The sequence below is a fragment of the Ginsengibacter sp. genome (assembly GCF_057362405.1).
This window is the reverse complement of sequence record NZ_JBMQQG010000241.1, coordinates 1-21853: the sequence shown is the minus strand read 5'-3', so window position 1 is coordinate 21853 and position 21853 is coordinate 1. Positions and strand designations below refer to the sequence as shown.

Below are 21853 nucleotides of genomic sequence, written 5' to 3'. Positions count from 1 at the left end.
ATTCTAATTAGAAACTTTCTTTTTTGTTGTATAGGCAGAAATTAAAATAGCGCCGGATATACAACTCACAATAGCAACCAGCGATAACCATGTTGGCAAATGAATATTAAAAATTTCAACCAGCATTTTTAATCCAATAAAAATTAATACTACGGCAATTCCTTCTTTAAGATACCTGAACTTATCAACTGCGCCTTTCAATAAAAAAAATAAAGAACGCAAACCCAACACGGCAAAAATATTGGAAGTATAGATAATCATTTTCGTTTGTGTAATGGCAAATACCGCCGGTATCGAATCTAATGCGAAGACCACGTCGGTTGTCGCAAGTAAAATCAGCACAACAAAAAGCATAGTGAAATGTCTCTTTCCATTAATCATTTTTGAGAATTTACCTTCAGTTTCTGCATGTGTCAAAGGCACTATTTTTTTAAGAAATTTGTATACCGCATTTTTTTGGGGATCAAACTCATTCTCCTCATTAACCAAAAACATTTTTATTCCGGTGTATATTAAAAATGCGCCAAAAATGTATAATATCCATTCAAACTCTTTCACAAGCGCTATTCCTATGGTTATAAAAATAACCCTTAAAAGAATTGCCAGTAAAATGCCCAGCAATAATACCCTGTTCGAATATTTTTCTGCTATACGGAAATAAGAAAAAATAAGCATGAAAACGAAAATATTGTCAATGCTTAACGACCATTCCATTAAATAGGCACTTATAAATTCAAGGCCTTTTGAATGACCATTTTCCAATAAAACAAATACAAAAAACCCCAGAGCAAGACTTATCCAAAAAACAGTTTGAAATAAGGCTTGTTTTATCGAAACCTTTTTTGATTTTTTACTCAAAAGACCCAGATCAAAACCTAAAGCAATGATAATTACAATTCCGAAGACCACATAAGTCCATTCTGTTGCATTCATGAAAGTTACAATTGCAGCAAAGATATGTTATGGCAGAAAGTATAGCCAGGCTCCGATTTATTTTAGCAAGGATGGATTTCTATATTTTTTTCTTCGCCACCATTGGTATATAATTCCAAATATGATAATCAGCGCCACAGGTAATGCAAGATTTATCATTTGCCACTTTGTTTTTTGTTCAGCAATTAATTTGAGGTCAAGCAGGCGCAGCGTATAATCCTTAGCTCTGGCCTCACTTAAATTGGCTGTATTAATGAGATATTCCAGGCAATTTTCTACAAAAGCCTTATTGGCAAACTGGTATTCATATTGTGTTCCAACAGTGTAAGAGTTTACGCCCATGGGTAACGGATTTCTTTCCTGGGTTCCATTTAAAACAATATCTCCGTCAGCAACAACAATCATTTTGTTTTCATTAATGCATTCAGTTAAAAACGGTGTACCAAATTGTTGCAACGAATCCATCTGCTGTTGGCTAATTCTGTTTTTATATAACGAACTAAATTTTCCTTCGAGCAATACGCCGGCAGGTATATCTTTCTTTTTAAAAGCATCGTCTTCTGGCGCATTACGATTCTCCTCTCCACTTATTAATGCAGGAGTTTCAATTGTTCTGGAATTGGCAGATGAACTTAAAAGAATAGTCTTCTTTATTCCCGGCGCATTAACCGTGTCAATAGAATTGACGAAACGCCCGGCTACCAATCCAACATTTTTATTGATGAGGCTATTTTGTTTCGATTCGAATAAAGGAAAATAATTCCAGTGCAGAAAATTGAACTGATCTTTCCCATTAACCGAAAATGGCAAAAAATCAGACTGTAAATCCATTATGAGGTCGGGATTAATTCTAACTCCATATTTAAAAAGGAGATCTTCAAGGTTGAGATTGCGATCATAGGCTATAACCTGGTTTTTTATTTGCAGGCTATCCATTTCTGCCTCCAGCCGGTCAATAAACCAAATTACTTTTCCGCCTCGCATTACGTATTGATCAATCTTGAATTTTTCATCTTCGGTAAATGGAGCCGTTGGTTTCACAATCATCAGCAATTTGAAAGTATCAGGAATTACGGGCTCTTTGGCAATATTTAATGTGAATAAACTATAATTTTTCCTTAATACGTTTTCTACCAGGTCAACCACGTTATCGCCCGTTGGCTCGCCATTACCAACCGAATAAGCAACCATTGGCTTTCTATTTTCTGTCAGCTTATAAATTGCATCTGCAAACTTATATTCTAATAAAGCTTCGGAGCTGTTTAATTCAGGCGGGGTAATAACGGTTTGCGTTCCGGAATATAAATTAACCGGCAATATTTTATTTTTATATTGAACTAACGCGGCCGGGTAAACGTATTGCGATTGCTCTCCGGCTTTTAATTGAACTTTTAGATTAATGGGAACAATGCCGAGAGAAGTGAGCGTATCCGCATAAGTTGTTGTTGTCCCCGGCATTTGCTCATCAGGTGAAATGAGTTTGTAACTGATCTTACCATTTGAATATTCTTTAAATTCCTGCAACAACTCTTCTGCAGAAGTGGATAGGTTTTTGAAACCTGCCGGCAAATCGCCTTTTAAGAAAATAGTTACTTTAGCAACATCATCCATATTGCCTAATATTTTCCTAACCGGGGACGAAATCGTAAATCTTTTTTCATTGGTAAGGTCGATACGTTTATGAAATATTGAAGCAAAAAAATTGACTGCGACAATTAGAGCAATCACAACTATCCACCACCATTTTCCATTCATATTTTTATTTGATAAAGACTTCATTATTGCCGAACACTATTTTTTTGAAAGATTTTTTTGTGTTGCAAACAGGAAAAGAAAAATAATACTCAAAAAATAAATAACATCACGTGTATCTACAACGCCGCGGCTAATACTTCGGTAATGAAAATCTATTCCAAGCATTTCAATGTAATAATCTGCATTGCCCGTGAAAACTGGTAATTTACTAAGTGAATTAAACCCGAAATATAAAATAAGGCAAGCGAAAGCGCCGATTAAAAAGGCAATAACCGCATTGGAAGTAAGCCCGGAACACCACACGCTGATTGCAGCAAAAACAGCAGCAAGAAAAATTAAACCAATATACGAGCCGGTAATTCCCCCGGAGTCAATACCACCGGCAGCGGATAATGCATGAATTGTAAAAACATACAGCAATGTGGGAAGCAAAGAGACGAGAATAACGGAAAGCACCGCAAAATATTTACCCAACACAATTTGCCATTTGGTAAGAGGCCTTGTTTGCAAAATTTCGAACGTGCCGGTTTTGTATTCTTCAGAAAAGCTTCGCATTGCCAAAGCAGGTATAAGAAAAATAAATATCCACGGCGCCAGGTCAAAAAATTTATCAAGAGTTGCATAGCCAAAATCAAAAATATTGCTATCCTTTAATACAAACAGGTAGAGGCCATTTACAAGGAGGAACAAAATGATGGTAATATAGCCGGTGAGCCCATTAAAAAACTGGTGCAACTCCTTTTTTGCAATTGATATCATAATATTTAAAAAACTGCAATTTAGGCCTTGAAAAATAATTCTGGGATTTTGATTTTTTTAAAGCAGCGTTTTAATATTAGCTAATGTCTCTTCTATATACATTGCTGGCCGACGCAGGCTAACACCTGATTTACTATTTTATTTTAGAATCTCTGACAGGAATTTACCAAACGTTCCTAGGATTGAAAAGTAACCTTTCAGGGAATCCGTTATGAAAAAGTTTACCTAAACCAACTGGACAAACCCTGTTACCAACAGGGTTTTTTTTATGGAATTCAGGGAGTATTGAATCATATAAAAAAAATTATTATGAAACAATTCAAAGTAAATCTGGTTATCGCATGCGTTTTATTGTCATTTGCAGCTTTTTCACAATCAAAAAATAAACCTGCACCTCCTCCTCCGCCCGCAATAAAAAGTATTCCCTTGCCGCCTTTACCTCCACCTCCACCGCCTGTTCCTCCGGTACCTCCTAAAGCTAAATCTAACGATGTTCCACCTCCACCGCCGCCTCCCGTACCACCTATACCGGCAAAGCCCGCATTGCCGGCTATCGAATTGTAGAATGAGCTCTATATTTATTAAAGGCTTTCGGGTATCTCAAATGAGTAGCAGAAAATCTTAAATTCTTTTCAAATAAACACAGGCCTTCAAATGAAAGCCTGTGTTTGCATAACTTAATATTATGTCCTGAAAAAATTACACCCCAAAACTTTCGCCGCAACCGCAGCTCCTGCTCGCATTCGGATTATTAAAATAGAATCCTTTTCCGTTTAACCCTTCGCTGAATTCCAAAGTTGTATTTACGAGGTATAAAAAACTTCGTAGGTCGGTAACTAATTTGATTCCTTTATCTTCAAACTCCTGGTCATTAGGTTTTTTTTCATTGTCGAAATCCATTTTATAGCTGAGCCCCGAACAACCGCCACTAACAACGCTTACCCTTAAAAAATATTCTTTATCAGAAAGATGTGCATCTTTCAATAAGGTGTTTACCTTATCTTTTGCCGTATCACTTATATAAATCATAAAAAGTTTTTATCTTTTCGATTATCGTTACTGCCACGAAATAATCTTTTACAAATTTAAACCACATTTATAACACTTCATCGTCAATACTAAAATCCTCAGGATAATGCTTTCATTTCTATTTTTTCCAAATCATTACCGGTTTGTTGAGTTGCATAAACCGGGTTCATATCTCTTAACTTCAAGACTGTTGCAGTTACCTGCTGTATAGTGTAGTCGATTTCCTCTTCTGTGGTAAATCGGCTTAAACCAAAACGGACAGCAGCTTTTGCCAAATTATCTTCTACTCCAAGCGCTTTCAAAACATAAGAGGGCTCGAGGCTTGCCGAAGTGCACGCTGAACCCGAACTTATCGCAATATTTTTATTGAAACCTAACATCAATGCTTCACTTTCAACATACTTAAAGCTGAGATTGGAAATATTGTGCAGGCGGCTATTTACACTTCCGTTTACATAAACATCACCAAGTTTCAATAATTCAGATTCAAGCCGGTCTCTTAGTTTTTTAATCTGTTCAATCTCTTTATTCATTTCAATTCTGCATAGTTCGCATGCTTTTCCAAAACCAACAATCCCTGGTACGTTTAAGGTGCCGCTGCGCATTCCTCTTTCGTGACCACCGCCGTCAATTTGAGCTATTAGCCTAACTCTTGGATTTTTGCGTCGAACATATAATGCGCCCACGCCTTTGGGTCCATACATTTTATGCGCTGAAAGAGCCATCAGGTCTATTCCATCGCTATTTACGTCGATAGCAACCTTGCCCGCCGCCTGCGTAGCATCTGTAAAAAGTAATATGCCACTTCGTTTGGCAATTGCGTTTATTTCTTTAATAGGTTGAATTACTCCTATTTCATTGTTAGCATACATCACAGCAATTAAAATTGTGCCCGGTCTTATGGCGTTTCGCAATTCATCCAAATCAATGAGTCCTTCGTGATCAACATTAAGATAAGTAATTTCGCCACCCAGTTTTTCGATATGTTTACAACAATCCAGGACAGCTTTGTGCTCCGTAGCTACAGTAATTATGTGATTGCCCTTTGAGCCGTAGTTTTCAAAGACTCCTTTGAGCGCCAGGTTATCCGATTCAGTAGCGCCCGATGTAAAAATAATTTCTTTAGGTTCTGCGCCTATCAATTTTGCGACTTGTTCGCGGGCATAATCCACAGCTTCTTCCGCTTCCCAACCAAAAGAATGGCTTCTGCTTGCTGCATTACCATAATGTTCGGTAAAATAAGGCATCATGGTTTCTAACACCCGAGGGTCGACCTTTGTGGTAGCATTATTATCGAGATATACAGGCAGTTTTAACATGAAATGAAACTTATTTTATCACCTGCAAATTTACGCCAAACGAGTGTAAAATAAAGTTATAGTTGGGCTTGCCACTATCAATCGAATTTCCCTGCTTAAAAGGGCATTTCTTACGAAAATTGGCGGTTTTGTCTTAGAAAAATATCCCATATGGTCCTTATTACGTTCTTTCTGTCTAAGTGTAAAATTCCAACCCAACCATTCATCTCGTATATCTCTCTTTATCCATGGAGTTCTAATTTCTTTATTCCCTGCAAGTAAAAAATAAAATGAAAAAGCGCTGAATGGATATTGTGAATTATTTTTACGAATTGAGTATTTAATACCTGCCCGTCTATAAAAAAATATTTACCATATAAAATTATGTGCCTGCTGTTTTTTGCGATCTACGGCCCTAGCTATGGACAACAGCGCGTAATAACCGGCAAAGTTATCGATGCAACTACAGGACTTCCATTATTTTCATGCAGCGTATACGCCCTTAATTCAGGCAATGGTGTAATTACCGATGATAAGGGGGAATACTCGCTCACAATTAGTAGCAAGACCGATTCTATAGCTATATCAATGATTGGCTATAAATCAACCTCCAGGGCAGTAACAAAACAAGAAGAGCAGGTTATTAATTTTGAGGCGGTACCTGCTGCGAACGAAATGGCAGAAGTGGTTGTGTCCGTCAAACAGAAATACACCAAAGCGCAAAGGTTGATTCTTAAGGTAATCAAAAATAAACCTGGAAACGATGCTTTTAATAACAGCTCATTTCAATCCCACGTATATGATAAAATGGAGGTAGATCTCAAAAACATTCCTGAGAAAATCCAAAACAACAAACTGATGCGGCCACTTTCATTTGCATTCAATAACCAGGATACAACTGCCGATCATGATAAACTTTTACCCGTTTTTTTATCAGAAACCAATTCCAATTTTTACTTCCGCAAAACTCCGGAAAAAGATAGAACGGATTATACGGCAATTAAAAGTTCAGGCTTTGATAATAAATCGATATTAACTTTTGTAGATGGACTTTATAAAAAAATAAACGTTTACGATAATAACATCAGGTTAGTTGACGTGAATTTTGTAAGCCCTATTGCTGATAATGCATTAACCTTTTATGATTACCATATTCTGGATACCGTTTTTTTTGACAATCACCGCTGCATACAGGTGCAGTTTTCCCCTGCTCATTTTGGAAGCAATACATTCAATGGATATTTGTGGATTGCAGATACTTCATATGCCGTGAAATCGCTGGTAATGCACATGGATAAAAATGCCAATGTCAACTTTGTAAAAAAGTTTGAGATTTCGCAATTTTTTGAAGCTGAAAACCAGGAAAAATTTTTACCCGAAAAAACAGTTCTTTTCATGGACCTGGTAGTACCGCTAAAAAAACAAACTGGTGTGGTTGCCAGGAAAACTACGATATATAAGGATATTATTTTGAATAATGATAGAATTGATACCGCCTTTGAAAAAAAGTATGTGCCGATTTCTGCTTATGCCTCTGACTCTGCTAAAGTGAAGCCTATTGAAAGGTTCGAACCATTAAGTAAAACGGAAAAATCGGTGTATGTTTTAATGGATACACTAACAAAAATTCCGGCAGTAATTACGTATGCTAAAATAATTTCGGCAATAAGTACTGGCTATTACAGTGCCGGCCATGTAGACCTTGGCGATATTTATTACATATACACTAACAATATCATTGAAGGAAACCGCTTTACATTTGGGTTAAAGACGAACTATAAATTCAACAACCGCATACAGTTAAAAGGTTATGCAGGTTACGCCATGAGGGATAAGCAATTCCGTTATTTGCTACGTTCTGTTTTTGTGCTAAATCCTCATAAATGGTCTACACTTACTTTGGAACATAGTAGCGACATAACAGGCACGTATAATCATAGTGATGAAATTGACCAAAACTCAATCTTTGCAGCCTTTTTAAGAAGAGTGAAATCGAGCCAGTCCCGCCTCATTAACAGTAAATACTCGGATATTAGTTACCTGAAATATCTAACAAGTGACTGGGCAATAGGGGCAGACTTGAATCACAATGCGCTCACGCCTTTTTTTAGCGTGTTCTATACAAACGGCGATTTCAAACCGTATACCGATAGTCTTTCGGAAGCCAATCACTATACGGTAAATGATGGAACTATTTCTTTGCGATGGTCCCACAAGGAAAGGTACATTACACAACATTACAGAAGAGGAAGCCTCGGAAGTTACTACCCGATTATCACTTTGAGTTATACAAAAGGAGTTAAAATAAATAATGGGTTTCTGAAAAGTGATTTTAATTTCAGCAAGTGGAATTTATATTTAGAACATAATTTTCCCGATGGACGGATCGGTAATCTTTCTTATATAGTTGATGCTGGGCTTACTAACGGTGTGCTTCCCATAGTATTTTTAAATGTGTTGAAAGGAAACGACACTTACTACTATAATAAATATGCGTTCAACAATATGAACCGTTTTGAGTTTGTAACCGACAAATATGTAAGCCTTTCTGTTCAACAATCGTTTGGAAGTTTTCCATTTAAATATATCCCGCTAATGAAGAAACTAAAATGGCGTTCCGTGGTAACTTTCAAAGGAGTTATTGGCGGGATGTCGCAGGCCAATAAAATTGCCAATGGTTATTATGATTCGACGATAAATTATCATTTCACAGTACCCGATAAGGAGCCTTACCTGGAGACGGGAGTTGGCATAGACAACATCCTGCACGCATTTAGAATTGATGGTGTATGGCGTTTAAATTATTTAAATAATCCTGGCGTTCCAAAATTCGGAATTAAAGTAAGCGCGGCTTTTAAGTTTTAAAATCAAAATTTGTCCTTCCTTCTTATTTAAGTTTATACACTAATTTGAACGCTTTCTCATTAGCATTGAATTTTGTATAAATAGCTAACTATCTTTCATTTCTTATCTTGTAGCAAATGGGCTTTTATTTTTTTTAAGGATGTAGGACATCTTTTTTATAATAATGGTGTTATAAATTATTATATGTCAAATGAATTTTTATTAAAAAAAAGTGATGGATATTAAGAATGAAAAATCATCAAGTAATCTATTGAAGTTAACGGTTGGTGCCCTGGGTATTGTATTTGGGGATATCGGCACCAGCCCATTGTATGCAGTAAGAGTTTGCTTTACGGGTAAAGAAGCCATTGGAGTAACTGATAGCAATATCTTCGGAATTCTTTCACTTATCTTCTGGTCGCTCATTCTTGTGATAAGTATAAAATATTTGGTAATTATTTTAAGGGCAGATAACGATGGCGAAGGCGGCATACTTGCGCTGATGGCATTCGTGTTGCCAAAAAAGAAAACGCGAAACTATTTCGTTATCCTGTCTATGGGGTTGTTTGGCGCTGCATTGTTGTATGGAGATGGAATGATAACACCTGCCATTTCCGTATTAAGTGCCGTTGAGGGTTTAAAGGTGGCTACGCCTTTTTTTGAACCTTATGTTATTCCTATTACAGTTATTATTTTGTTTATGCTGTTTCTTTTTCAGCGAAAAGGAACCGGCCATGTCGGGCTAATTTTCGGTCCTATCATTTTAATTTGGTTTGCAACCTTAGCATTGTTGGGCATAATCGCAATTGCAAAACACCCGTCTGTATTGCAGGCCTTAAACCCTTATTATGCATTTTATTTTTTTAAGACTAACGGATTGGACAGCATCACTATACTTGGCGCTGTTTTTTTAGTGGTTACCGGTGGCGAAGCATTATATGCTGATATAGGCCATTTTGGCAAAAAGCCTATACGACTCGGCTGGTTTTACGTGGTATTACCCTGCCTCGTAATTAATTATTTTGGCCAGGGCGCATTGATATTGCACGACCATAGTGCTATCATTAACCCTTTTTATCACCTGGCACCTAAATGGGCTTTGTATCCGCTGGTCATATTGGCTGCATTAGCTACTGTTATTGCTTCACAGGCAATTATTTCCGGGGCCTTTAGCCTTACGCAGCAAGCTATTCAACTTGGTTTTCTTCCGCGGTTCAAAGTAGTATACACTTCGCCCGATGAACGGGGCCAGATCTACATTCCTCAACTAAACTGGATGTTGTTTATTGCGACCATAGGGTTGGTTGCATTTTTTAAAACATCCGACAATCTTGCATCTGCGTATGGGGTGGCCGTTAGTACTACTATGGTTATAACTTCATTACTTGCTTTTGTGGCGATGAGAGAATTGTGGAAATGGAAATTGAGTTCTGCGCTTGCTATGGTGCTGTTTTTTTTATTTGTAGATGTTTCATTTTTTTCGGCAAACATCGTGAAGGTCCCTGACGGTGGTTGGTTTCCGTTGTTGGTGGCGACCATTGTATATTTTATGATGACTACCTGGTATCGCGGCAAGAGAATGATGAGTATTCAGCTAAACCGTGTTACAGATTCGCTTGAAAAATTTTTGAAATATTACCAGTCGAAGGCGGAGCATGTCGTGAAGGGTACAGCCGTATATTTAACCAGGAATCCATACATTACCCCACCGGCATTTTATTTCAATTTAACCCATAATAAAATTATTCATGAGCAAATTATTGTAGTCTCGATTCAGCTCAACCCGGTTCCTCATCTACCTTTACGTGACAATATCAACTTTGAAAAACTCGATGATCATATTTCCAGGCTTATTCTCAATTATGGATACATGGATATCATAGACGTGCCATTAGCTTTACAATTACTGAAAGAAAAAAACATCAAACTTGATGAAAAAGACATCACCTATTTTCTTGGCAGAGAATCTGTGGTAATTACCAAACATACCGGCATGAGCCCGTTACGCGAAAGCTTGTTCGATTACATGGGCAGAAACTCTTCACGCCCGGCCCAGTTTTTTAATCTGCCTTCAGAAAAGGTTGTTGAAATAGGCTCACGAATTCGCTTATGATCTTTATAATTTTTATTGCCCAATTCTTGCTGCAACGGCATGCCCGGCTATGGCATTTTGGACATTGGTTAAAAATAGCGATGTTGAACAACCCCATGCCCCTTTCAGACCGTAAGCCCGCCACTCCAAACAATAAAAATTGAAAAACTTAAAGCACAGCGCATAAATTGAGGCTACATTTGAGTAATTAAGGCGATGGTGAATAAAATTTTAAAATTTGTTTTTTTTGGAAATTATTTTGTAGGAGTGCTTGGCATAATGCTTTCACTTGAAACAGACTTTCAGTTGCGGTTGCCATTTAATTCAATTTTATACTATGTGTTGCTTTTTAGTGCTACAGTTATGTATTACACTTACGCGTATACCAATCCATTGCAAACTTATTCTTTAGATAATCCCCGGTCTGCCTGGTATATTCAGCACCGTTCTTTTGTAAAATATAGCCAAATGCTTTTCCTGGCGTTATGTGTATTAACCGGTGGAATATTATTCTTCCGTTATTCTGAAAACTTTTTACAAATGTCGCCGGCATACTGGTTGATAATCGCGGGTATGCTCCTATCTGCAATTTTGTATTACGGTTTATTACCCAGGTCTTTTCTTAAATTAAATCTCAGAAATACCGGCTGGATAAAGGCGTTTGTGATTGGATTTGTATGGTCGTGCAGTGTTAGTCTGTTACCCATTATCGTATTGCAACTGGAACATGGCTATTATTATACCGACCCGATTCTAGTAGTTGGGCTTTTTGTAAAAAACTGGATGTTCTGCACCGTAAACGCAATTATGTTCGACATGAAAGATTATGAAGATGATTCTAACTATCAGTTAAAAACTTTTGTAGTAAGGTTTGGCGTCGAAAAAACAATATTCTTTGTTTTATTCCCCCTTTGTCTGGTTGGCATATTTTTTATGTTTGTCTTTTCAGAATACAGGCATTTTACTTTTCCCTCTGTTTTTTTTAACCTGCTGCCGTTTTTGTTATTGTTAGTTATTACCTATTCTATGTTGAGGCATAAACAAATTCTCTATTATTTGATAGTGATTGACGGCGTTATAATGGTTAAAGCCATTTGTGGAATTATAGCCATGAGATTTGTTCATTAACGAGGAAGCTGGTTACAATAAAGGGTAAAAAGCCATGCCTTTATGCTTATGATGGGACTGTTTAAATGGCGCTTTTAAAAATGCTAAAATGTGATTTATTGGCAACTAATTATGATAGAATAGCCGGATACTACGACTTGATAAGCCGGATTGTTTTTGGTAACAAACTAGTGGAGGCGCAAGTTTGTCTGTTTCCGCATATACCCGCCGACAGCCGCGTATTAATTGTTGGCGGTGGTACCGGATGGCTTCTCGAAGAGATTGCAAAAGTTCATCAACAAGGATTAATCATTGAATACATCGATTCGTCCGCTAAGATGATTGCGATATCAAAAAAAAGAAACCACGGCGCTAATGAAATTAACTTCATAAACCTGGCGGCTGAAAATTATAACACAGATAAAAAATTCGATATAATATTAACGCCTTTTTTTTTCGACAATTTCCAGGCTGCTAAAATCAAAAACCTATTTGCTAAATTCGACAGTTTTCTTAAAAATGACGGCCTATGGCTATATGTTGATTTTGTATATGACAAAAATAATAGTCGTTTATGGCAGAAAACACTCTTAAAACTTATGTATTTTTTCTTCCGGGTAACAAGCCGCATCGAAACCCAGGAACTTGTAAATATGCAGCCATTTTTTAGACAGAATTATGATCCGATTATTGAGGTTTCACACTATCATAATTTCATTAAATCTATTGTGTATAAAAAGAGGTGAGTTCAATCGAGCGCAAAAATTTCCTTATGTTGTACCAACTTTAATATGACGCTTATCCCACTAAGACACTAAGATCACAGAGTAATATTCTTAGTGATCTTCGTTTCTTTATGGGAACATTGATTAAGATATACTAGACTTGACATAGCACTAAATTGACGCCTGATTTTTCATAATTATTTCATAGAAATCCGTTCTCCTATCTTTCAGGTTTCGCACGCTTCCTCTTGAATGCAATTCATCCAATAACGAGAGATCCACATCTGCAATTAAAATCATTTCAGTGTTGGCCGTTGCTTCACTCTTAACTCCATTAGCCGGAAATGCAAAATCACAGGGGGTAAAGACAGCAGATTGCGAATACTGGATATCCATATTTTCTACTTTTGGAAGATTGCCGATACAACCGGTTATAGCAACAAAACATTCATTTTCTATTGCTCTTGCCTGGGCACAATAACGAACACGGTTATACGCATTTTGTGTATCTGTCAAAAAAGGTACGAACAGCAATTGCATTCCCTGTTCTGCAAGTAATCGCGGGAGTTCCGGAAATTCTACATCATAGCAAATTAATATCCCGATTTTACCGGCATCGGTATCATAAACTTTTAGTGTATCGCCGCCCCTTATACCCCAGAACTTGCTTTCATCTGGCGTAATATGAATTTTTTCATATTGGTCAATGTTGCCGTTTCTGTGACATAAATAACCTACATTTTTTAAAGAGTCGCCTTCCATGCTGGGTACACTTCCGGTTATGATGTTTACATTGTATTTTATAGAAAGATCGCTGAATCTTTTTTTAAGTTCAGGAGTATACCTGGCAAGCGCCCGCATAGAATCAGCCTCAGTCATGTCATTAAATTCTGCTAACAACGGGCCATTAAAAAGTTCTGGTAGTAACGCAAAATCACTTTTGTAGGCTGCAATCGAATCAATAAAAAATTCAACCTGTGTAAACATCTCGTCAAGGTTGGCGTAAGGGCGCATTTGCCATTGAATAAGGCCAAGCCGTACGTAAGTTTTAGCGCTAAAAAGTTTTTTTGTTTCACTGGTATAATAAATATTATCCCATTGTAAGAGTGTAGCAAATTCTAAACTCGCATGGTCTTCGGGTAAATAATTCTTTAATACTTTTTTTACGTGAAAATCATTGGCAATCTGGAAGGACAACACACTGTCATAAATTTCTTTATTTTTTACTTTTTGAATAAACTGTTTGGGTGTTAGCTCATTTGCATAATTATGATATTCCGGAATTCTTCCACCAAATACGATGGCCCTCAAATTCAACTGCTCACATAATTCTTTTCTTGCATCATACAAGCGCCTGCCGAGTCGCAGGCCCCTATAGTCGGGATGAATAAATATTTCAATTCCATAAAGCACATCACCATTTTTCGGGTCGTGTGTGCTAAAGGTATAATTCCCTGTAATCTGGCGGTAAGTATGGTTGTCTCCAAATTTGTCATAATCAACAATAAGGGATAATGCACAGCCAACCACTACGTCATCCGCTTTTATTACAATTTGTCCCTGTGGAAACTTATTAATGAGTTTATTTATTGTTTCAATGGTCCAGTAACTTCCCTGCCAGTTGCTGTAAGCGGCTTTCATCGCCGCTAAAAGCTCCTGGTAGTCCGCCGACTTCAGGTGCCCGATCTCAATATGTTTTATCACAAAATTTTGTTTGACTGGGGTAAGGTGTTCCATAGTTTTTGTCTATTTGTTTTGAATAATATAAGAAAAAATAATTTGCCGGGTAATTTTTTTTTGGTTGAAAATAAAATTTCATCGCTTTAAATCATATGTCCTGGCATTATCAATAAAAGTAATTTCCATAGGAAATTTTTTTGATTCAGTACTTTTAGTGGAAAACCAAATTCTATTTTCAGGAACAATTATAAAAAGCCCTTCATCGTCACCAATGGCCTTAAATTGAGGTAGCGGCGGTTGTTTATCGAAATAGGGAAGTGGGTATTGTTTTAATAATTCATCAACATCCTTTTGGAAATTTTCGGCCGAAAGTACTAACCCTATTTCACTAATATTACGGATATGCGCAGACGAAAAATTTTTTTCGGCAATGTCGTTCAAATCAAATCTGGAAATTAGTTCAAGAATATTACCGGCAGGATCCATGAAATAAAATGATTTCGCATGCCAGTTCACAAAATCTGCAACGTAACTTTTATAATCGTCGAGCCAAAGGATCTCAACTTTTTGTTTCATCCATTCAAATGCCTGTTCAAATTTGTTGGAGGGAATATTAAAAGCAAAATGATAGAAAGGATGTATCTCAGTTGTTGATTCTTCAAAAATTAAAACTGACTTTCCCGCAATTACAGTAATACCTCCGTCTCCATAATTTGTTGGCAGTTCTAAAATTGCCTTATAGAAATCATGTAATGCAAAAAGATGACTTGTCTGTAATTTTATTTCCTTTAAAAGCATACGTTATACCACAACATCTTTTTTCTTTTGCTCATCTTCATTGATTTTCATAAAGGGTTTTAAAATATCAATAGGTACCGGGAAGATAGTAGTTGAATTATTTTCGGTTGCTATTTCACGCAATGTTTGCAGGTAACGTAGGGTTAAAGCGCTGGGTTGTTCGCTCAATATTTTTGCAGCGTCGCTCAACCTTTGTGACGCCTGGAATTCACCTTCAGCAGAAATAACTTTGGCCCTGCGTTCTCTTTCTGCTTCAGCTTGTTTGGCCATAGCCCGCTGCATTTCCTGCGGAAGGTCAATTTGTTTTACTTCCACATGCGTAACTTTTACGCCCCATGGTTCTGTTTGGTTGTCAATAATTTCCTGCAAGCGTATGTTTATTTTTTCACGTTGCGAAAGGAGCTCATCTAGCTCTGACTGTCCTAAAACGCTTCTTAAAGTCGTTTGAGAAAGTTGTGAAGTACCAGCCAAATAGTTCTCTATTTCAACAATTGCTTTTTGTGGATCTACTACGCGAAAATATATTACCGCATTTACTTTAATGGAAACATTATCCTGCGTGATAACATCTTGCGGCGGCACGTCCATCACCACTGTACGAAGGGTAACTTTTACCATCTTATCGATTACTGGTATCAGCAAAATAAGACCCGGGCCTTTTACACCACCACCTAAAACTCTACCTAACCTGAATATGACGCCACGTTCGTATTCCCGCAAAACTCTTATGGAACTGGCGAGAATGTATAAAATGAATACGACAATTATGATTAATGCTATTGGTAATTGTTGTGGCATGTTTTTTATTTAATTGTGATTGATAAAATATTTTAATATTGAATGAAATCTTCGCTGTTATGTTACTACTTCAACATATAATGTAAGATCTTTAATTTCTTTTACAATTATTTTTTCTCCTTCATCAATTTTTCCGGATAGTGCAACTGCCTTCCAAGTTTCCCCATTTACTTTCACCATTCCCGACGGATCAATTATTGTAAGGGCACTTCCCCTCATGCCAATTAATGCATTATTTCCTGTAACAGGTTTCAACCTTTGAGCTTTTAAACCCATACCCACTACGAACATAAAAAATAAAGTTGTTACAGCGGTTGTAGTAAAGATTACACTCCTGGATACCGCAGTAACACTTTCCGTGGAGGTTTGCCTGAATAAAAACATCGAGCCCAATAGCACCGAAATGATGCCGCCTATGGTTAACAATCCGTGACTGATGATTTTTATTTCAAGTAAAAAAAGAAGGATACCAAAAATTATTAAAGACAATCCTGCGTAATTAACAGGCATAGAGCTCATAGAATAAAATGCCAACACTAAAAATATAACCCCTGCGATGCCAGGAAATATGGCGCCGGGATTAAACAATTCAAATATTAATCCGAAGAAACCCAACATCATTAGTATGTATGAAATATTGGGATCACTAATCCCATTCAATACCTTTTGAAAAAATCCCATTTCACCGTTTTGAATAGTTGCATTTTTTGTTTGTAAAATTTTAGTGCCTCCGTTTACTTCAATCTTTTTTCCATCAATCTGAACGAGTAATTCACGATCATCATTGGCGATGTAATCAATCACACTATCTTGTATCGCTTCTTCTTCAGTTATCGAAACACTGTAACGCACCGCTTCTTCAGCCCACTGAACATTACGATGTCTTCTTTCCGCAATGGTCCTTATGAAGGCTGCTGCATCATTAGTGCCTTTTGTATTCATTATGGAATCGACGGTTCCCTGCATGGTTACAGGATGCGCAGCACCTATGTTAGTGCCCGGCGCCATCACAGCAATATTTGCCGCGAGCGTTAAAAATACGCCTGCCGAGCCAGCATGAGCGCCGGACGGAGATACATAAACGACTATGGGAACGGTTGATTTAAAGAAATCACTAACAATATCTCTTGTTGAATTTAATAAACCTCCTGGTGTATTAAGATGTATCAGAAGACATTCTGCTTTTTCCTTTTCTGCTTTTTCAACTGATTGATGAATGTATTCAGCAGATGCAGGATTAATTCCTCCGTTGATATTTATGGAAACAACCGTTTGTGAAAAAAGAATGGTTGGCAGAAAAAAATATAAGGCCAACGATAATAAGTGCTTCATCGAATTTAATTATCAGTTTTGAAGCTTTTAACCAAAACCTGGAGTGTAATTTACCGAAAAGACAAGGGTTGAACAAATAAACAAAGGCCAGCGGCGGTTAAAACCCGGCTATTTTCGATTGACATTTTTTAGTCATTTACTAAATGCGAAATTTTTTTATTGATCTTCATTTAGTGGCCGCTCGCCAAAACCCTGTTTGACATTATGTCTTCACCGATTTTAATAAATAAATCGATTCAAAAAAATCTTTAAAAAACCATAAATCTGTTTATACTATTTCGTATAAACGGGTGGAATCTTTATCTTTGTCAACTGGTATAAATGGAATTTTTATAAAAAACAAGGCATAATGAAAGAAGAATTAGATGTGTTGGAACAAACGGTAGCGAGTGACTATAAATACGGATTTGTTACTGAAATTGATACAGATGTTGTTCCAAAAGGGTTAAGTGAAGACGTTATCCGCCTTATCTCCGAAAAGAAAAATGAACCGGAATGGATGCTGAACTGGAGACTGAAGGCTTACGCACATTGGTTAAAAATGGAAGAGCCAACCTGGCCAAATGTTCATTATCCAAAAATAAATTACCAGGATGTAATTTATTATGCAGCGCCAAAGAAAAAGAAGCAATTAGGCAGCCTTGATGAAGTAGATCCTGAACTTCTAAAAACATTTGATAAGCTCGGTATTTCCCTTAGCGAACAAAAAAGGCTGAGCGGAGTTGCGGTTGATGTGGTGATGGATAGCGTGTCTGTAGCAACTTCATTTAAGAAACAACTTTCTGAAATCGGCGTAATTTTTTGCTCGATGAGTGAAGCGATTCAAAATCACCCTGACCTCGTAAAAAAATATATTGGTTCTGTTGTCCCGATGACAGACAATTATTTTGCCGCACTGAACTCGGCAGTCTTTACGGATGGTTCATTTTGTTTTATTCCAAAAGGTGTTCGCTGCCCGATGGAATTATCAACTTATTTCAGAATCAATACACTCGGTTCGGGCCAGTTTGAAAGAACACTTATTGTGGCTGAAGACGATGCTTACGTAAGTTATCTTGAAGGTTGCACGGCGCCGATGCGAGATGAAAATCAATTGCACGCAGCCGTGGTAGAATTGGTGGCACATAATAATTCAGAAATTAAATATTCGACCGTTCAAAACTGGTATCCGGGTGATGAAAATGGGAAAGGAGGGATTTACAATTTTGTAACAAAGAGGGGAATATGCCAGGGAAACAATTCTAAAATTTCCTGGACGCAAGTTGAGACCGGTTCTGCTATTACATGGAAATATCCAAGCGTTATTTTGAAAGGCGACAATTCAATTGGTGAATTTTATTCAGTTGCATTAACCAATCACCGGCAACAGGCGGATACCGGGACCAAAATGATTCATCTTGGAAAAAATACAAGAAGCAGAATCGTGTCTAAAGGAATTTCCGCAGGTAAAAGCCAGAACAGTTATCGTGGCTTGGTTCGCGCCGGAAAGAATGCAGTGAACGCACGCAATTACTCTCAATGTGATTCATTATTGCTTGGCGATAAATGTGGTGCTCACACATTTCCCTATATAGAATCAAAAAATAAAACAGCCATTATTGAACACGAAGCCACAACATCAAAGATTGGTGAAGACCAGCTTTTTTATTGCAGGCAAAGGGGCATAGACGCGGAAACGGCAGTGGCATTAATTGTTACGGGTTTTGCAAAAGAAGTGATGAACCAGTTGCCAATGGAATTTGCCGTTGAAGCGCAAAAATTATTGGCCATCAGTCTTGAAGGAAGTGTTGGATAGTTTGAACAAAAATCATTTATAAATTATATTAAAGAAACATGTTATCAATTAAAAACATTCACGCATCGGTAGAAGGAAAGCAAATTTTGAAAGGGATTGACCTTGAGGTTAAAGCAGGCGAAGTACATGCAATTATGGGCCCAAATGGCTCTGGCAAAAGTACCCTGGCATCTATCCTCGCCGGCAGAGAAGATTACGACGTGAGCGAAGGTTCCATTAATTTTCTTGGAAAAGATATGATTGAAATGTCTCCTGAGGATAGGGCACGCGAGGGATTGTTTCTAGCATTTCAATACCCTGTGGAAATTCCGGGCGTAAGCACTACTAATTTTATTAAGACAGCGTTAAATGAAAAACGCAAATATCACGGTGAAGCACCTTTGGATGCGGTTTCTTTTTTGAAGCTAATGAAAGAAAAAATGCAATTGGTGGAGATTGATAAATCTTTACTAACGCGGTCAATAAACGAAGGATTTTCCGGCGGAGAAAAAAAGAGAAACGAAATTTTTCAAATGGCAATGCTGGAACCTAAGCTGGCAATTCTGGATGAAACAGATTCAGGATTGGATATAGATGCACTTCGCATTGTTGCTAATGGTGTAAATAAATTACGCAATAAAGAAAGAGCGATTATTGTAATTACACACTATCAAAGATTGCTGGATTACCTGCAGCCGGATTTTGTACACGTATTGGTAAACGGGCGAATTGTAAAATCAGGTACCAAAGAATTGGCGTTGGAACTGGAAGAAAAAGGATACGACTTTATTAAAGATGAACTTAGTTTGGCTGAGGCAGTGTAATATTTTATTAAAGAAAAATGGATACAAAAAACAAAGATTATTTAGAAGATAAATTCAACGAACTGCAATCTTCGGGTGAGAATGATGTTTTAAACAACATTAGGAAAGAGGGTTTTAAAACGTTTAATAAAAACGGGATTCCTACGCCTCGTAATGAGGAATGGAGATTTACCAGCATTGGTAATTTATTTAAAAAAGAATACAGTTTATCAGGAGATAATTTAAAGATTACTGCTGCTGATATTGACGGAGTTCGTTTGCCCGGCTATAAAAATGCGAACGAATTGGTTTTTCTGAATGGCAGTTATATTCCCGGGCTTTCGACTATCCGTTCTTCGGAAAATGAATGTATTATACTTCCTTTGGAAGAGGCTGCCATGGGGAAATACAAAGACATCGTAAATGAGCATCTTGGGAAAAGTAGTCTTGTTGTGAAAGATGGTATTCATGCTTTAAATACTTCTTTTATTTATGGAGGTGTTTTTATCCATATAAATAAAAACAAGGTATTGGATAAACCCGTTTATATCTATCAATTGTCGGATACACGAAACAATCATACACTGGCCCAACCGAGAAGTTTGATATATGTTGGTGATAGCGCCAAAGTACAACTGGCGGAATCTTTTACAACTATCGGCGCCATGGATAGTTTTACCAATGGGGTGATGGAAATTGTAGTGAACACAAATGCTATTGTGGAGTATTATAAAATTCAGAACGATGTAGTTAACGCCAGCCAGGTAACTACAACGCATATACGCCAAATTGGTAAAAGCTATGCACATGCAGTGACAATTTCATTGAATGGCGGGTTGATCCGTAACAATATGAATATTATTATGGAAGCAGAAGGTAACGAAGCGCATTTATACGGATTGTACCTGTTAAATGGTAACACCCATGTCGACAATCATACACTAGTTGACAATACAAAGCCCAATTGCTTCAGTAACGAATTTTATAAAGGAATACTAGATGATAGTTCCAGCGGCGTATTCAGCGGAAAAATATTTGTAAGGCCGGATGCGCAAAAAACAAATGCCTATCAATCGAATAAGAATATTTTATTATCGGATGATGCTACCATTAATACAAAGCCCCAGTTGGAAATTTTTGCAGATGATGTAAAGTGCTCTCACGGTTGCACAGTGGGCCAGTTAGATGAAGAAGCATTATTTTATTTAAGAACGCGAGGTATTTCAAAAGAACATGCGCAATCCATGCTATTGACCGCTTTTGCCGAAGATGTAGTTATGCAGATAAAAAATGAACCGTTGCGAACCTATGTAGAGAAATTAATTCTTGATCGGTTAGCTGTAAATTAAAATGGAAACATTAACTACCATATCACCTGTTTTTGATGTAGCAAGCATCCGGGAAATGTTCCCGATACTTAGTCGTGAGCTGAATGATAAAACTTTGGTGTATCTCGACAATGCCGCAACATCTCAAAAGCCAAAGGTAGTTATTGATTCATTGAGCAATTACTATTCTCATTATAATGCCAATATACATCGCGGTATTCATACTTTGGCAGAAGAAGCCACGGCTGCCTATGAATCAACCCGGGTAACCGTTAGCAGATTTATTAATGCGGCATTCCCGGAAGAAATCATCTTTACAAGAGGCGCTACGGAAGGAATTAATTTAGTTGCCTATACATGGGGAAGAAAAAATATTCGTGCCGGAGATGAGATTATTATTTCAGGAATGGAACATCATTCCAATATCGTTCCCTGGCAAATGCTGTGCGAGGACAAAAAGTCAATTTTAAAAATTATTCCTGTTACTGATAGTGGTGAATTGGATATGGAGGCTTATAAAAATTTGCTTTCATCCAAAACAAAACTGGTTTCGGTAGTTCATGTTTCTAATTCGCTGGGCACCATAAATCCCGTTAAAGAAATTATTGATGCCGCTCATCGTGTAGGGGCAGTCGTTATGATAGATGGCGCTCAATCCACTGTTCATTTGGATATTGATGTTCAGGACTTGGATTGTGATTTTTTTGCTTTTTCTGGACATAAGGTGTATGGACCAACTGGCGTTGGTGTGTTGTATGGTAAAAAAGAACTATTAGAAAGTATGCCGCCATTTATGGG

Annotated in this window: 18 protein-coding genes; 9 read left to right on the top strand and 9 right to left on the bottom strand. The window is 37.3% G+C overall.

Going from position 1 to position 21853, the window contains the following annotated elements; translation table 11 throughout:
- Positions 1 to 3: 3 nt before the first annotated feature.
- From ACO1O5_RS20805 to gldF, 3 genes are read right to left on the bottom strand one after another with little or no spacing between them, the layout of a single operon-like run.
- Positions 4 to 933 carry a TerC/Alx family metal homeostasis membrane protein gene (locus ACO1O5_RS20805; protein WP_486273705.1) on the bottom strand — a complete coding sequence of 310 codons (930 nt, stop codon included), beginning with the start codon at positions 931 to 933 and terminating at the stop codon, positions 4 to 6.
- Positions 934 to 990: 57 nt separating this feature from the next.
- A complete protein-coding gene (gene gldG, locus ACO1O5_RS20800) occupies positions 991 to 2712 on the bottom strand; it encodes a gliding motility-associated ABC transporter substrate-binding protein GldG (RefSeq protein ID WP_486273703.1) in 1722 nt (573 codons plus the stop codon).
- A 12-nt stretch (positions 2713 to 2724) separates the two neighbouring features.
- A complete protein-coding gene (gene gldF / locus ACO1O5_RS20795; RefSeq protein WP_486273701.1) occupies positions 2725 to 3447 on the bottom strand; it encodes a gliding motility-associated ABC transporter permease subunit GldF in 723 nt (240 codons plus the stop codon).
- Between the two features lie 309 nt (positions 3448 to 3756).
- Between gldF and ACO1O5_RS20790 the strand changes: the two genes are divergently transcribed.
- A complete protein-coding gene (locus ACO1O5_RS20790; protein WP_486273699.1) occupies positions 3757 to 4011 on the top strand; it encodes a hypothetical protein in 255 nt (84 codons plus the stop codon).
- Positions 4012 to 4146: 135 nt separating this feature from the next.
- On the opposite strand, the gene ACO1O5_RS20785 is transcribed toward ACO1O5_RS20790, so the two are convergent.
- Both ACO1O5_RS20785 and ACO1O5_RS20780 read right to left on the bottom strand, forming a co-directional pair.
- A complete protein-coding gene (locus ACO1O5_RS20785) occupies positions 4147 to 4476 on the bottom strand; it encodes a HesB/IscA family protein (RefSeq protein ID WP_486273698.1) in 330 nt (109 codons plus the stop codon).
- 98 nt (positions 4477 to 4574) lie between these two features.
- The gene (locus tag ACO1O5_RS20780) at positions 4575 to 5795 is read right to left on the bottom strand and encodes an IscS subfamily cysteine desulfurase (protein ID WP_486273696.1); all 1221 of its coding nucleotides are present in this window, start codon (positions 5793 to 5795) and stop codon (positions 4575 to 4577) included.
- Positions 5796 to 6158: 363 nt separating this feature from the next.
- On the opposite strand from ACO1O5_RS20780, the gene ACO1O5_RS20775 reads away from it, so the two are divergent.
- From ACO1O5_RS20775 to ACO1O5_RS20760, 4 genes are all read left to right on the top strand, one after another.
- Positions 6159 to 8639 carry a DUF5686 and carboxypeptidase-like regulatory domain-containing protein gene (locus ACO1O5_RS20775; protein WP_486273695.1) on the top strand — a complete coding sequence of 827 codons (2481 nt, stop codon included), beginning with the start codon at positions 6159 to 6161 and terminating at the stop codon, positions 8637 to 8639.
- Positions 8640 to 8853: 214 nt separating this feature from the next.
- Positions 8854 to 10731, top strand: coding sequence for a potassium transporter Kup (locus ACO1O5_RS20770; protein ID WP_486273693.1), 1878 nt, complete (start codon positions 8854 to 8856; stop codon positions 10729 to 10731).
- 195 nt (positions 10732 to 10926) lie between these two features.
- The gene (locus ACO1O5_RS20765; RefSeq protein ID WP_486273691.1) at positions 10927 to 11838 is read left to right on the top strand and encodes a UbiA family prenyltransferase; all 912 of its coding nucleotides are present in this window, start codon (positions 10927 to 10929) and stop codon (positions 11836 to 11838) included.
- An 80-nt stretch (positions 11839 to 11918) separates the two neighbouring features.
- Positions 11919 to 12563: a class I SAM-dependent methyltransferase gene (locus tag ACO1O5_RS20760; RefSeq protein ID WP_486273689.1), complete on the top strand. Its 645-nt coding sequence runs from the start codon at positions 11919 to 11921 to the stop codon at positions 12561 to 12563.
- 150 nt (positions 12564 to 12713) lie between these two features.
- Here ACO1O5_RS20760 and ACO1O5_RS20755 read toward each other — a convergent pair whose 3' ends face one another.
- The 4 genes from ACO1O5_RS20755 to ACO1O5_RS20740 form a co-directional block, all read right to left on the bottom strand.
- The gene (locus ACO1O5_RS20755; RefSeq protein ID WP_486273687.1) at positions 12714 to 14279 is read right to left on the bottom strand and encodes a GNAT family N-acetyltransferase; all 1566 of its coding nucleotides are present in this window, start codon (positions 14277 to 14279) and stop codon (positions 12714 to 12716) included.
- 78 nt (positions 14280 to 14357) lie between these two features.
- On the bottom strand, positions 14358 to 15020 hold the full coding sequence (locus ACO1O5_RS20750; protein ID WP_486273685.1) for a VOC family protein: 663 nt from the start codon (positions 15018 to 15020) through the stop codon (positions 14358 to 14360).
- 3 nt (positions 15021 to 15023) lie between these two features.
- Positions 15024 to 15818: a slipin family protein gene (locus ACO1O5_RS20745; protein ID WP_486273683.1), complete on the bottom strand. Its 795-nt coding sequence runs from the start codon at positions 15816 to 15818 to the stop codon at positions 15024 to 15026.
- 57 nt (positions 15819 to 15875) lie between these two features.
- Positions 15876 to 17150: an NfeD family protein gene (locus ACO1O5_RS20740; protein ID WP_486273681.1), complete on the bottom strand. Its 1275-nt coding sequence runs from the start codon at positions 17148 to 17150 to the stop codon at positions 15876 to 15878.
- A 349-nt stretch (positions 17151 to 17499) separates the two neighbouring features.
- Between ACO1O5_RS20740 and sufB the strand changes: the two genes are divergently transcribed.
- The 4 genes from sufB to ACO1O5_RS20720 all read left to right on the top strand — a co-directional run.
- On the top strand, positions 17500 to 18945 hold the full coding sequence (gene sufB / locus ACO1O5_RS20735; protein WP_486273679.1) for a Fe-S cluster assembly protein SufB: 1446 nt from the start codon (positions 17500 to 17502) through the stop codon (positions 18943 to 18945).
- Positions 18946 to 18983: 38 nt separating this feature from the next.
- Complete coding sequence (sufC, locus tag ACO1O5_RS20730; RefSeq protein ID WP_486273677.1) at positions 18984 to 19748, top strand: Fe-S cluster assembly ATPase SufC; 765 nt, start codon at positions 18984 to 18986, stop codon at positions 19746 to 19748.
- A gap of 17 nt (positions 19749 to 19765) precedes the next feature.
- Entirely contained in the window at positions 19766 to 21076 is a 1311-nt protein-coding gene (gene sufD, locus ACO1O5_RS20725) for a Fe-S cluster assembly protein SufD (protein ID WP_486273675.1), read from the top strand.
- Position 21077: 1 nt separating this feature from the next.
- Positions 21078 to 21853, top strand: a 776-nt coding sequence (locus tag ACO1O5_RS20720; RefSeq protein WP_486273673.1) for an aminotransferase class V-fold PLP-dependent enzyme, incomplete at its 3' end; no start/stop codon positions are given.